General features: G+C 58.0%; 10 protein-coding genes. 6 read left to right on the forward strand and 4 right to left on the reverse strand.

Annotated elements, in window-relative coordinates; genetic code table 11:
* Positions 1–190, forward strand: a 190-nt coding sequence (gene terL, locus NKI96_RS32050) for a phage terminase large subunit (RefSeq protein ID WP_352765998.1), incomplete at its 5' end; no start/stop codon positions are given.
* Between the two features lie 425 nt (positions 191–615).
* Positions 616–2388, forward strand: a complete 1773-nt coding sequence (locus NKI96_RS32055; protein ID WP_023728163.1) for an adenylate/guanylate cyclase domain-containing protein — start codon at positions 616–618, stop codon at positions 2386–2388.
* 281 nt (positions 2389–2669) lie between these two features.
* On the opposite strand, the gene NKI96_RS32060 is transcribed toward NKI96_RS32055, so the two are convergent.
* A complete protein-coding gene (locus tag NKI96_RS32060; RefSeq protein WP_023728164.1) occupies positions 2670–2948 on the reverse strand; it encodes a YjiS-like domain-containing protein in 279 nt (92 codons plus the stop codon).
* A 153-nt stretch (positions 2949–3101) separates the two neighbouring features.
* Between NKI96_RS32060 and NKI96_RS32065 the strand changes: the two genes are divergently transcribed.
* Positions 3102–3809: a winged helix-turn-helix transcriptional regulator gene (locus tag NKI96_RS32065; RefSeq protein ID WP_023728165.1), complete on the forward strand. Its 708-nt coding sequence runs from the start codon at positions 3102–3104 to the stop codon at positions 3807–3809.
* Between the two features lie 388 nt (positions 3810–4197).
* On the opposite strand, the gene NKI96_RS32070 is transcribed toward NKI96_RS32065, so the two are convergent.
* A complete protein-coding gene (locus tag NKI96_RS32070; protein ID WP_306413648.1) occupies positions 4198–4392 on the reverse strand; it encodes a cupin domain-containing protein in 195 nt (64 codons plus the stop codon).
* A gap of 361 nt (positions 4393–4753) precedes the next feature.
* The gene (locus NKI96_RS32075) at positions 4754–5890 is read right to left on the reverse strand and encodes an alpha-hydroxy acid oxidase (protein ID WP_352807760.1); all 1137 of its coding nucleotides are present in this window, start codon (positions 5888–5890) and stop codon (positions 4754–4756) included.
* Between the two features lie 317 nt (positions 5891–6207).
* On the opposite strand from NKI96_RS32075, the gene NKI96_RS32080 reads away from it, so the two are divergent.
* Together NKI96_RS32080 and NKI96_RS32085 are read left to right on the forward strand one after the other, a co-directional pair.
* Complete coding sequence (locus NKI96_RS32080; RefSeq protein WP_023740360.1) at positions 6208–7035, forward strand: class I SAM-dependent methyltransferase; 828 nt, start codon at positions 6208–6210, stop codon at positions 7033–7035.
* 629 nt (positions 7036–7664) lie between these two features.
* Positions 7665–8405 (forward strand): SDR family NAD(P)-dependent oxidoreductase, encoded by a 741-nt coding sequence (locus NKI96_RS32085; protein ID WP_023728049.1) that lies wholly within the window; start codon positions 7665–7667, stop codon positions 8403–8405.
* Positions 8406–9405: 1000 nt separating this feature from the next.
* Here NKI96_RS32085 and NKI96_RS32090 read toward each other — a convergent pair.
* Positions 9406–10848, reverse strand: a complete 1443-nt coding sequence (locus tag NKI96_RS32090) for a LuxR C-terminal-related transcriptional regulator (protein ID WP_023728046.1) — start codon at positions 10846–10848, stop codon at positions 9406–9408.
* A 192-nt stretch (positions 10849–11040) separates the two neighbouring features.
* Between NKI96_RS32090 and NKI96_RS32095 the strand changes: the two genes are divergently transcribed.
* Entirely contained in the window at positions 11041–11415 is a 375-nt protein-coding gene (locus NKI96_RS32095) for a hypothetical protein (RefSeq protein WP_023749672.1), read from the forward strand.
* The last annotated feature ends 1457 nt before the right edge of the window (positions 11416–12872 follow it).

Consider the following 12872-nt stretch of genomic DNA (forward strand, 5'->3'; position numbering starts at 1 on the left):
CAAGGAAAGCCGGCTGTCACGTGTTGCCGCAATGATCGAAAACGGCAACGTCAATCTTCCGAAAGACGCGCATTGGAGAGATGACCTCCTGCTTGAGGTGCTCGCATTTCCGCACGGAAAGCACGACGACCAGGTCGACTCCATGACCCAAGGCGCTGATCTGGATGAAGGACGACAAGCCGACGGGTAGGTTCTATTTCGGCAAATTTTGAAGTCCTGCTCCAAAGTCTGGGCGCTTCGCCAAATGTCAGCTATGCGCCGCAATTCGGCCATTGGGCCGAGCTCTGCCGCCGATTGAAGCGGACTCTGGTGGCTGGTTGCGCGTAGGCAGGGGTGCCACGTTACAGCAAACCCACGTGTAGCGCCGGAGGGGATCGTGGCGCGCCCAGAACGAAAGCTTGTGGCGGTTTTGGCAGCAGAAATGACGGAAGCGCCGTATGATTGCGGCAATCCTAGTGGCGGGTTCAGCCGTCTGGGGCGAACGACCAGGATTGTGGGCTCCTTGTCGCGGAAAGCCTGGCCATCCGCATCTCGGAATTCACCTATCGAACGTCGCCTTCGAAAACGGGATCCTGTATTCTGTGCTATGCCACTTAGTCGACAGGAGTGGGCAAAGTGAGCCAGACGCGGAAACTTGCGGCGATCCTGGTCGCCGACGTGGTCGGATATAGCCGGTTGGCGGGCTCGGACGAAGATCGAACGCTGGCACGGCTACGGGCGCTCCGGAGCGATCTCATCAATCCGACCATCGCTGTCCACAATGGGCGCGTTGTGAAGCTTATGGGTGACGGTACCCTCGTAGAGTTCCGGAGCGTTGTTGACGCCGTACGCTGTGCAATCGAAATGCAGAACGGCATGGTTGAGCGCAACGCTGGCTTACCGCCCGGGCGACGCATTGAATTTCGCGTCGGCATTCATCTCTGCGATGTTGTCGAGGAGAGCGACGGCGATCTGATGGGAGATGGTGTCAATATTGCCGCCCGTCTAGAAAGCATCGCTGAGCCGAACGGCATCTGTTTATCGGCCGCCGCTTACGAACAGGTGCGCGACAAACTGAAGGAAGAATTTGTCGATCTGGGCGAGAAAGAGCTCAAAAATATCGCACGCCCGGTGCGCACCTATCGTCTACGTATGCGCGACACAGTCCCAAAAACCGATCTGGCTGCGACTGCCGGGTCCTCCGAACAGCTGGCGCTGCCCGACAACCCTTCGATTGCTGTCTTGCCATTCCAGAACATGGGCGGCGACCCCGAACAGGAATACTTCGCCGACGGCCTTGCCGAAGACATTATTACTCGGCTGTCGCGTCTTCGTTGGCTCTTCGTGTCCGCCCGCAACTCTTTGTTCACCTACAAGGGAAAAGCGGTCGACTTAAAACAAGTCGGTCGAGAGCTTGGTGTGCGGTATGTGCTGGACGGAAGTGTAAGGCGCTCAGGTCATCGCCTCCGGATAAGCGCGCAAGTCAGTGACACATCGACCGGGGTACAAGTGTGGGCTGAACGATACGATGTGGAATTGTCGGAATTCTTCGCGCTTCAGGATCAGATTGCCGAAAGTGTCATCGCTACGATCGAGCCGCGGCTCTACACGGCGGAACAGCAACGCTTTCAGAGCAGGTCCCCCACCAATCTTGACGCTTGGGGATTCGTCATGAAGGCGATGCCATATGTCTGGACCTGGAGTTCGGCTACGGAAATCGAGATTGCACAGGGATTTCTGAAGCAGGCTACGGACCTCGATCCTGACTATCCCCGCGCCAACAGCCTGTTGGCGTGGGCTCACGCGGCCCGCGTTTTGTCAGGATGGGCCAACGCAGCAGACATTCTGCCCACCTCTCGCGCCCTCGCGCAGCGGGCAATCCAAGGCGACCCCGAGGACCCGTGGACGCATTTAGCGGCAGGGTTTGTCCACATGATTTCGCGCGGCTTCGACTCTGCTGTGAGAGAACTAAATGAAGCGATCGAGCTAAACCCGAGCTTCGCCTTTGCGCATTCGATCCTGGGCTCAACTTACGGATATGGGGGCATGCCCGCCGAGGGGCTCGACCATCTTGAAATCGCGGGTAGGCTAAGTCCTCGCGATCACACATATGCTGCGAATTTCTCCATCCTTGGCTTATGTCATTTCATGGCTGGACGATATGCAGACGCGGTCGAATGCGAATGTCGCGCGGTTGAACTCCGGCCCCATTTTGGGTCTGCATGGCGGACGTACGCGGCGGCCGCTGGGATGGCCGGTGAAATGGACATCGCGGTTCATGCGCTTTCGCAGGCCAAGCGCCTTCAACCGTCCCTATCCCTTCAATGGGTAGACAAGTTTCATCCGATCGTTCACTACAAGCACCGGGCTCTCTATGTAGAGGGGCTGCGCATTGCCGGGCTTCGATAGTTGCGGATCGTGCCGTGCTCGTAGCTCGCTATCGGACCTACTATACCGCACGAGCGTGCGCTCAGCGCCTCAACTCGGTTGTCAAAGCTTCGGTGGGTTTCTTCCAACAGCAGACGTTCCTCACGATGAATCCGAAGAGCCGGCCGACCACTTGGAAGTATGCATTCGAATCGCTTCGGCGCGCTAGATCTCTGAAACCAAGGCGCTACTGGGGATGGCCCTGAGTTCGGCTGATCAATTGCCGCCGTCAAAACGGCTTCCGCTCCCGGGGCTCTCCCTTCTCACCAATTTCCCGTGCGGTTCTGCGCTGCACTCTGGAGCGCGCGAGAGGCGGACCTATCGAAGCTGTCGGCGCAGGCCGCTTCGACGTCCGCTTCGGTCAAGCCAACGTCCCGCAGAAGGAAGTTGGACAGGTGACCGAGCCCGCGCTCTATGTTGCGGCGGGTCCTCCACTCACGGACAAGGGCCAGCAGGCGTTCGAGCGGAGGGTCAAGAAAAGTGCGCGGCACGCGCCGTGCGGTCTGGCCTGGTGTAGTTTGCGTCATGTTACGCCAGGTCATGGTGAACCTCCGTTGATCGGGGATGCGAATGACGATCACGTGACGGCAGAAGGCGAGAAGGCACCAGGGCAGCTTCGGAAGCGTTCCGCTTCAGATTGTGAACTGGCCTCAGACCTCCGAAAGGCCTAACCTGCGGCAAAGGAGCGGTCAGCCATGACGCGACGGCCTTACGGACTGGTCTGCCCGATCTCGCACGCCTGCGAGTTCCTGGAGCCACGCTGGACAATCCAAATCCTGACCGAGCTCTGGAACGGCTCGACCCGCTTTAATGACATTCGCAAGGGGGTGGGCAACGTCTCGTCCGCCCTCTTGTCGAGGCGGCTCAAGGAAATGGAAGCGTTGGGCCTGGTCGAGCGCGTCGAGGACGGGGCGACGGGCACCATCAGCTATTTCCGTACCGAAAAGTCGATAAGGCTCGAGCCGGCGATGAACGCGCTGGCGGAATGGGCGCAATGCAACATCCAGGCGGAGATCGCGCTCGCCGACGTGGATGTTTCGACCCTCATGTGGGCCGTGCGGCGAAAGATTGACCTCGCTGAACTGCCGCGGCGGCGCGCCGTCATCCGCTTCCATTTCCGCGACGATCCCCCACCGAGGTGTCCCCATTACTGGTTTGTGGTCGAGCCAGGCTCAGACTTGCCCGAGCTATGCTCGCTCGACCCCGGCCGGGACGTCGATCTTTACGTCGAGACCGGCGTTGTTTCGCTGGGAGCCATCCTGGAGGGCCGCTCCAGCATCGAGCGTGAGAAAGAGAGGGGCGGCCTTTTCCTCATCGGCGACCCCGGCCTCGCGCGAAGCATGGACCGTTGGCTGCGAATCTCGGTCTACGCGGCGCTTGAGGGAATCGTCCAGCTTTCTTGAAAGCCATGTTTGGAGTGCAGCCTTATGCAACCCGCCCAGGACGACAATGCCATTTGGCTGGCCTCAAAAGCATGGTGCAATCGTCCGTTGTTGATTGCTGCTCACTGAAAGCCGCCAGTCCGCATTCGGCCCAATATTTCCGACCGCAATGCGCCTGAATTCAGCCGTTAAGCAGAAAAACGTGAGTACCGCAAAGTGGACGCGGCGTACTCTGGCTTCTGGCGCGATGTGGGTTAGGCGAGCAAGATACGCTCAGCGAGCGTGCGATGACCTTCTTTGGGGCAGGCTATCATTTTGTCGATCAAAGAGCGCAGAACTCCTTTGACCCATTCGTTGCCCACGGCACGGATCGCGTACTGCGCGCCTCGATAATCGTCGAAATTCGGGATCAGTCTGCCGCCGATAGAACCCAGCGACGGACAGGCTCGCTATCATCAAAGGCCGCCTCGAAAATTGATGATGCGAGCACGGCATATATGTGAAGGGTTTCAGAGCCGACGTTTCGAAACCCGTGTTTTCGATTAGCCGGAACAACAAGTGATTGCCCTTCGATTATGCTAACCGACTCGTTGTCGATCCAAATTCTGCTTTGCCGGTGACCACAGAGAGCACTTCTTCAACACGGTGACTGTGCGTCGGGGCGCCCATAGCCGGCGCTACCCATTGCTCGAAAATGCACAGCTGAAGCGCGCCGTTCTCAGCGGATATAAGCATCCGGGTTTCTACTCCAACTCGCCATTCCTCCCGCCGCTGTTCCGCATGTGAGATTATCTTCATGATGATTGTGGACCCCTCTCACTTCAAGCAAATGTTCTTCTCCTGTAAGGACCCGCCCGCCACTCTGAAATGCACATCGAAGCAACGTCCCAACCTTGGCCAGAGCACAAGTAGATGGTCCGTGTCGGCATCCCCGGAGCCCTCAGCGACATCCATCCCCCTGCTTGTCACCAGATGAGACTTCGATCAATCTCGCCAATTGAGGTCCTCCCGGTTAACGCCATTGCCGTTTCAAATTCCCGGCGTAACAGGTCAACACAGTGCCTGACCCCATCCGATCCGCCCAAGGCAAGCGCATAAACATATGGGCGGCCGATCATCACCGCGGTTGCTCCAAGAGCGATAGACTTCAAAACATCCGTTCCCCGTCTGATGCCGCCATCGATAATGATTGGAATCCTGCCGGCCACCCGCTCGGCAATTGCCGGCAGTGCATCGATCGTTGCCGGCAGCGTGTCGAGGTTCCGTGCGCCATGATTGGAAACCACAATGGCGTCGGCGCCTGAGCTTATCGCCAGTTCAGCGTCCTCAGGATCAAGGATGCCTTTCAACACAATAGGCAGAGCTGTGAGAGAACGAAGCCACTCAACATCCGGCCATGTCAATATTGCACGCTTTGGCGAACCACCGATCTTGAAGAGGCCTGTATTGCGGTCATTGAAATAAGGGGTGGCGAGCGCATCGGGAATTTTGAAACCGGCTCGCATTTGCCTTCGCCGATCGCCGAGTGTTGGCATATCCACCGTTACGCAGATCGCCTTCGCTCCGCCCGCAGCGACTTGGGCGACAAGGTCACGGTTGAAACCTCGATCGCTCTGCCAATACAACAGGAACCAGATCGGCACAGGGCTTGTGGCCACGCATTCCTCGATGGTTGCTGTTCCGCTGGTCCCCAGAGTGAATATCGCACCGGCTTCGCCCGCCCCGCGAGCGGCAGCCACCTCGCCCTCGGGGTGTGACATGCGTTGGAATGCCGTTGGCGCCAGAAAGATCGGATGAGAGAGCCTTTCACCGAAGAGCGTAATGCTTGTGTCGATCTTCGAGACGTCCCGCAAAACCCGCGGCCTGATCCGCAGCAGGTCAAACGCACCTACATTGTCCCGCATCGTAATTTCGTCACCAGCCGCGCCGACGATAAACTCATAGACGGCATGGGGCAAACGATCACGTGCAGCAGGTTCGAAGTCTGCCAGGCAAAGAAATTCATTTGCGAGATCAGAAGGCATTTGCCACCCGGCTGCGGTGTTCAAGACGTTATGCTGAGTTGTTACGCTGTTCAACAGGCCGCCCGTGCTCCACGCCATGTTGAGCTTCTTTCCAGAGCGCGGGCGATACAATCGCGCTCGAATCGGAGTGACATTGAGTTGAGCCCATCCGTGCCTGACCAGAAGCCAGAAGGCCCCTGCTGGACAACGCGCTTTTGTCGTCTGCCGTGCTGGTGGCCAAGCCGTCGCGCCCTCTCTGAAGGACTTCTCTCGTTTGAGGTGCGCCTAGACGGCACCCTTGCAGATATTTATGTTAGACATCTCTAAAGTAGGCATGAGCCGCTCGGCTTCGGATTGCGCCAAGGCCTGCATTCAAGCCCTGATTTGTTGTGCTTTTTCATCCGGGGGACGCCAGTATGACAAGCGAACGTCAGCACGAATACGAGTTGGGACATTCGGAACGAGAACTGAGAAGGCTGGCGACGCAGGCGGCATTGGTTGACCCGATGACGCGGGATTACCTGCGGCGAGCTGGCCTTCGAGCGGGAATGCATGTCCTTGACGTGGGGAGCGGCGCTGGCGATGTCGCCTTTCTCGCGGCTGATATTGTCGGACCCACAGGTCTTGTTATCGGCACTGACAGGTCGGCGGAGGCTCTTGACGCTGCTCGGGCGAGAGCCGCGCAACGTGGTTTGGAGAATGTAATCTTCCACCAGTGTGATCCTGCCACCTTCACTTTCGATATAGCGTTCGACGCCGTTGTTGGCCGATACGTCCTAATGTTCGCGCCCGATCCGGCCGAGATGTTGAGAGGGGTTGCGCGGCATCTTGGTCCCGGCGGCGTGATGGTATTCCACGAAGTCGACTGGACTGGCGCTGCCTCGTTTCCCTCCGTCCCAACGTACGACAACTGCTTTCGGTGCATTGTGGAGACATTTCGTCGTGTAGGGACCAACCCCAACATGGGCTTGCAGCTCCATGCGACCTTCGTAAAAGCCGGGCTGCCGGCCCCTAGCATGGCGGTAAGTGCTCTCGCCGGAGGTGGATCAGACAGTATGAGCGGCATTGATCTGATCTCCGATCTCGCAGCGACCATGGCTCCGGTCATGGAGCAGATGGGCGTTATCGCAGCTTCAGAACTCGGTCCCGAAACGCTGCAAGATCGAATTCGCGCCGAGGCTTATGCAAGCGGAAGCGTGGTGGTCGGCCGATATGAGGTGGGCGCCTGGTCACGACGAATGTAGGCACCACGGTCATGCGCCCGCGCTTCCCCCGTCCAGCCCGCTCGAGCTGAAATTGACGCTCAACGATGGAGGCGGAGAAGGCGCACTAGAGCCGTCCGACCGCTACAGCGATAGCGCCATCAAGACAGCGCTGCTACGTCAGGGCAGCAGGTGAATTGCCACAAGCTCGATGATCAGCAAAACGGCGCGCACCACGCCTCCAATACGCGCGGATGTCCTGATCGGTTTGGAATGCTTCTAGCCAGAGCCCGTCGGGGGAGACGCCAAGGCAAATGGGGATAGGCATCGCGGCTGGCACGATTGTAGTAGGTGCTAAAGCATCTCTGCCCAACATGCAGGCGGCTCTCTGACCGCGAAGAACACATATTAGCCTGCGCTAACTAATGGCGAAAGCCCCCCTCATCGAAATATCGCCGGCCTGTCCTGATTGTCTCTTTGGTTCTTTCAAACTGGGCAATGGCGTGTCGCCGGAGGAGAGCGGGACAAAGAACAACATCGTCGGTGTACGATCTGGAGCTCGCTGCCGACCAGGTCATAGCTTGGCTCCGGCGCTGCCAAGACCTGGTGACACCGGTCTGGCCGCTGGCGAAAATATGCGATCCTGCTAAACTTAGCCCGTGTGAACACGCATGAATGGGGGCTTTGTGCCGGTATCATATGACCTCATTGGCAAGACAGCCGTCGTAACCGGCGGAGCAAAGAGTATCGGCAAGGCAATCGTAGAGCGCCTTGTAGCGTCGGGTGCTGCAGTGCACGTGTGGGATCGAGATCAGATCGAACTGAAGGGTGTGGTGTCTACGAAGGTCGATATTACCAGCCGCGATCAGGTAACCCATGCGATCAACATGATCGTCGGTCGTGGCCAGCGTATAGACGTTCTGGTTAACAACGCCGGTTATCTAGGAACCCTTCACCCGTTTGACCAACACGAACCTGCAGACTGGCGAAGCATCATCGAAACCAATCTGATCGGCACGATGCAAGTGACGCAGTTGGTTTTGCCCCACATGCGAAAATGGGGTGTTGGCCGCATTGTCAATATGGGCTCTTTGGCGGGCAAGGAAGGTCTTGCCAACCTTGCCGCCTATTCAGCCTCCAGCGCAGGTATCGTAGTCTTCACAAAGGCGCTTGGGCGTGAGGTCGCCAATACAAACATACGCGTGAACTGCGTCGCTCCTGGGCCAATCGATACGGACATGATCCGAAACCTCGGGGTCGCAGCTGTCGAGACAATGATCGTCGATAGTCCAATGAACCGGCTCGGCCGGGTCGAAGAAGTTGCCCACATGGTGGCCTGGCTGTGCTCGGACGCCAGCAACTTCAATACCGGCGCGGTATTCGACATGTCGGGTGGGCGGGCGCGTTACTGAGCGCCGACTGTGTCTCGGTGCTTTCAGGCGGCCCCGCGTCACCGTGGACCAAATATTCCCACCCTAACGGCGACCTATGTGATCCCCTCATGGCAACTCTGCGGTACGAGGTAAGGCGGGAACCGGATGGGACGTGGGCGGTGTTCGACGTTTTCACCGGGCAGCCGGCTATTGTAGTGGGCCACCCTTCTGTCGACCTTCCCGACATGGAGTATGCTGAAGAGCTGGCAGCCATCCTGAATGCCAACGACCTGAAGCAGAGGCTATCTCACGGGAGGCTCCCCGGAGGGCTCGCCTGACCGAGGTGGCATGACAAGTTAGCCATTCAACGCCTTCGTACTGCCCTTCCAGGATGGCTCGTCCGATTCCGAGCAAGCATTTGTTATTGAATTCCCGACTACGACCGTCTTAAATCGACTTGCCATTGCGTTTCGTAGGGAGGATGTGATGGGCACGTGGTGCCAATTCGCAGGGCCACGCGTTGCGTGGAAGTAGTCGGAGCCAGTGGCGAATGGGTCGTCCGCATCATAGAGACCGACCAGGAAATTACACGCTCATTGGGCCTGGAATCCTTTGCGCTGTCCTTCGCGGAAGGCCAGCGGATACGCCTGCATCTCGACAAAACGCTCTGGGTTGAACGGTGCTAAATCCACGAGCCGTCCAGTTGCTGGCTGTCTTGCCTCCCCAGGGCGCCGGCATGGAGGCTCGGTTTTTCGGCAGTAACCTCGAGACGGCTCGACAAGCCTGAAGGTCGATCGTAAAATCGGCTCAAAGCTCCTGCCTCGGGCCGCGTTCTCGCCGCTCAATGATCGTCAAACTGCCTGCGTAGGTGATCAGGTGAAACCAGGACCTATTCCTTGCGCGTCACGCCCCTCTTTCAGCCGCGACGACTACATGCTGGCCCGCTTTCTGAGGATTTTCACCGCGAAGCTGACGGTCCGCTTGCGGCCCCAATGCTGCCCAGGAGCAATGCGCCTCTGAGGTGACCAGAGTGAAGAAGCTAGGCCAAACCCGCACGACGGGCGCCTTCTCTGATTGCAGCAATGGCGACAGGATTGGTAACCGGATAGGTTCTGATGAACACCTCAGCCGTGAAATTCGGGAACTCGTCCTTCAGTCGCGAATTGATCCTGGCGACCTGAGGAGTTTCATTGAGCATCGCATGAGCCATTGCCACAAACAGAAGGGTGGCGGGCGAATCTGGCGCAGATTGACGTAGCGCGACCAGTGATTCACGGTAAAAGCCTAGAACGTAGCTGCATCGAGCGAGCATTCCATAATACCAGGGAACATAAGGATTTAGCCGGACCGCTCGCTTGGCCAGTTCGTAGCCACGCTTCGGGTCGCTGCCAACAAGAGCAAGGCTACCCGCAAGAAAGGCAAGTGAGTCCGCGTCATTTGGAGCAGCCACCAACACTCGGTCATGTTCTTCGACAGCAGCTTCGACATCGCCCTGCAATGCCCGAAGATCGGCAAGCATTATGCGGGCGTAAATGTCGGCCGGATCAAGCGCCAGCGCTTGCTTGACACATTGGCTCCAGCTCTCGATCGAGCCGGAAAGGTTGTCGGTAAACCCGTTGATAGCTTCCACAGCATGCGCAAGTGCCAGCGCCGTCCAAGCTCTTGCTAGACCCGGGTCGAGTTCGATCGCACGCGCCAGTAGCCGTATCGCCTCCTTGTTCGACTCACGGGTGAAAAGGTGCTTCTGCTCAAGCCCAAGCAGATAGCAGTCATAGGCCTGCAAACTTGCTGGAGCCTTCCGACGAGCCGCATCGCGTCGCAGATTGGCGAGCTGACCGTGGCAAGTTGCAAGGACATTGATGACGTTTTCGGTCACGCTGTCCAGCATCGCAAACAGGTTGTTCGCGGAACGATCGTAACGCATCGTCCAGACATCGACCCCTGTGTGGGCGTCGACGAGTTGGACGCGGATGCGCACCCGCTGCCCGTCCACTTGAAAACTTCCCTCGATCACATAGTCGGCATTCAACTCTCGTCCGAGAGCTCGCACGTCAACACGCCGTCCCTTGTAGGAAAGCATTGTTTGGCGGGCGATCACCGCAAGGTCCCGGTAGCGAGAGAGATCAACTATGAGGTCCGCCGACAAACCATCAGCGATACGAGTCCAGCGTTCTTCTCCGCTTAAATTGTCGAACGGGAGAACTGCGAGGACCGGCGGACCCGGCTCGTCGGTCGAAAGACTTCCGGGTGGTGCATGGCTGCGGTCCTGCTGGCGGTGATCGGCAAGTAACCCAGCAAGCGCCACTTTACTGCGAACATCGAGCTTCCGATAAATGGCCGAAAGATGGGTCCGAACGGTGGTAGGCGCTATGAAAAGTGTTTCGCCGATTTCGCGATAAGTCATGCCCTCCGCAAACTTTGCCGCGACCATCAACTCCCGATCCGATAAGCCGGCGAGAGGATTGCCTACGGCGCGAAGCATCGTTCCATTTTCCTTGCTGCCGACCTGTGGCCAGAACCCGATGGCCTTACATCAGGATGAAAATACTACAGATGCGATATCGAAAACACTGCATTTGCACGATTCCATGCGACGGGTCAGCATCCTAGTCTCTGCAGATCGGCAGGGCAGGTTGCTTGGCAGGCCTGGTCGATCCAGAACACGGAGGGCTCCATGACAAAGTTGTCTGTCTTGACCGTAATACTGGTGCTTTTGGTGTCGGTGGGGCCATGCTTGTCCGAAGGTACCCAAACCAACAGCAAACTGACTTCCGAAGAAGCGCTGCAAGCTGCCAGCTCTGAACTGTATTCCGACATTCTCGTGCGAGCATGCAGGAACGGATGGCGGTATCCGCGCAGCTACATCGAAAATGGATTCAGGCGCCACCTCGCGGAGCTGAAACTGCAGCTTGTCGATCAGGGTTACAGCGTCGTACCCAACATGACCGCGAATGATCTGCCCGTCCGAGGACCGATATCGGAGACCAAACGCCGTCTGGTTGGCTCGCGCCAATTCAGCTGTTCCCACCCATACTGGCGCGATGAATGACTCCACGCGACGGTGTGCATCTGACAGCCTGATTTCCGGCGGTTCTCCCCAGGTTGGAAGGAGGCGTTGACGAATGGCAGGTTGTTATTCCAGGAGGGGTGACACTCCTCCTGGAGCTGTAAGCAACGTCATGGAATGACCGCTCTTCGGCTGCGTGGCTCCGCAAGCTGCCGATCCGCTACCGGCCCTGTTCCAGCCGCCAAGGGGCCGGCCGGTAAGAGCGCCCGCTAAACTTGGTCGTCAAAGCAGCGTATTCGTCAGTTGACAAGGCAAACTTCGCTCGATGACCGTGAACTCGAACGGCAGCTTACCGACGAGCGCTTCCTAGAAGCAGACCGTCCGGATACGGCCCCAAATGAGACGTTGGAAGCATTGAGGGCAGGGGACAGTTCGTGGCGCAAACGAGATAGCAGCTCCGAGTAGTCATCGCTGTTCGCGAAACGGTCGATTCCTGGACATCGCAATGTCGTGTATCGACTAACGCGCTATCTCGGCTCGAGGACCAATTCAGGTACGCGCCTGACATTAGCTGTTGAGCATAGATCCGTGCGTCCCGGAAAGCGGACGCGGCACGATCCGGGTTAGGCGAGTAAGATACGCTCGATGACGGCGGCGCGCGCGGAACCGTCGCAACCAAGGATGAAGCTGTTGCTGGAGTCGAGCGGGCATTCACGCGGCCATTGCCGGAGCAGATCGGCGCTAGGACGGCCCAGCAGCCTTTGTAGCGGGGGGACACTTTGCGGCGGGCGGGCCGCTGGGCTCGACCGGTGAGACTCAGCGCCGTCCGGCAAACAATATGCGCACGACTGCCAATGCCAACGAATCATACAAACGGAGGAAGGAGCGATCTAACCAGCGATCGCCATTTCCGATGCCAGCGCCTAAGTCTTTTATGAGACCTAAGCGCAGCTTGCCGGCCGCAGCATGGTCCCAATTTGGGACGAATAGTTTGGCGCCCATATTGCACCCACATCTTTCGCCGGCTGATCCCCGGTCCTGATCGCGTACTCTGATCAGGTGTAAGGCTCGCCGGGCTCGAGGTAGTTGGGGTCTTCGCCCGGCGAGTTGTCTACCAATGCGCAGTCACAGCCACACGGTGACGCCATACTCCGAAATGCCGCAAGCATTCCGCAGTTGTGCATCGCCCGACCAAGTCGATCGGTATGGGACTTCAGTCGCGCAAAGGGCGATACGGTCTGCGACTCCGGATTTTTTGCTACATTTCAGAGGGTTACAAAGCGCTCCGCAGTCGTCAGTCGCTCATTGCAACAAGCATTTATCTAAAGTTCATTCAGTCGAATTAGGAAACTCTTATAAGCCGCTCTATAACGAATCGGCGAGGTGGCTATTCGCCTGAGGAGGTACCATGACATCCCGAAAAACGCTGTTGGCAGCGCTTGCCGCGCTTGCGCTAGTGACCGCTCCTGCTTTCGCTGGCGCGGGTGGAAACGGTGGTG

The organism is Mesorhizobium sp. M0292 (genome assembly GCF_040321695.1).
Lineage (GTDB): Bacteria > Pseudomonadota > Alphaproteobacteria > Rhizobiales > Rhizobiaceae > Mesorhizobium.

Excerpts from the sequence above, each read along its gene's own strand:
- NKI96_RS32085 (WP_023728049.1), top strand. The coding sequence starts at position 7,665 with ATGAATGGGGGCTTTGTGCCGGTATCATATGACCTCATTGGCAAGACA.
- NKI96_RS32090 (WP_023728046.1), bottom strand. The coding sequence starts at position 10,848 with ATGCTTCGCGCCGTAGGCAATCCTCTCGCCGGCTTATCGGATCGGGAG.
- NKI96_RS32095 (WP_023749672.1), top strand. The coding sequence starts at position 11,041 with ATGACAAAGTTGTCTGTCTTGACCGTAATACTGGTGCTTTTGGTGTCG.
- NKI96_RS32080 (WP_023740360.1), top strand. The coding sequence starts at position 6,208 with ATGACAAGCGAACGTCAGCACGAATACGAGTTGGGACATTCGGAACGA.
- NKI96_RS32065 (WP_023728165.1), top strand. The coding sequence starts at position 3,102 with ATGACGCGACGGCCTTACGGACTGGTCTGCCCGATCTCGCACGCCTGC.
- NKI96_RS32060 (WP_023728164.1), bottom strand. The coding sequence starts at position 2,948 with ATGACCTGGCGTAACATGACGCAAACTACACCAGGCCAGACCGCACGG.
- NKI96_RS32075 (WP_352807760.1), bottom strand. The coding sequence starts at position 5,890 with ATGGCGTGGAGCACGGGCGGCCTGTTGAACAGCGTAACAACTCAGCAT.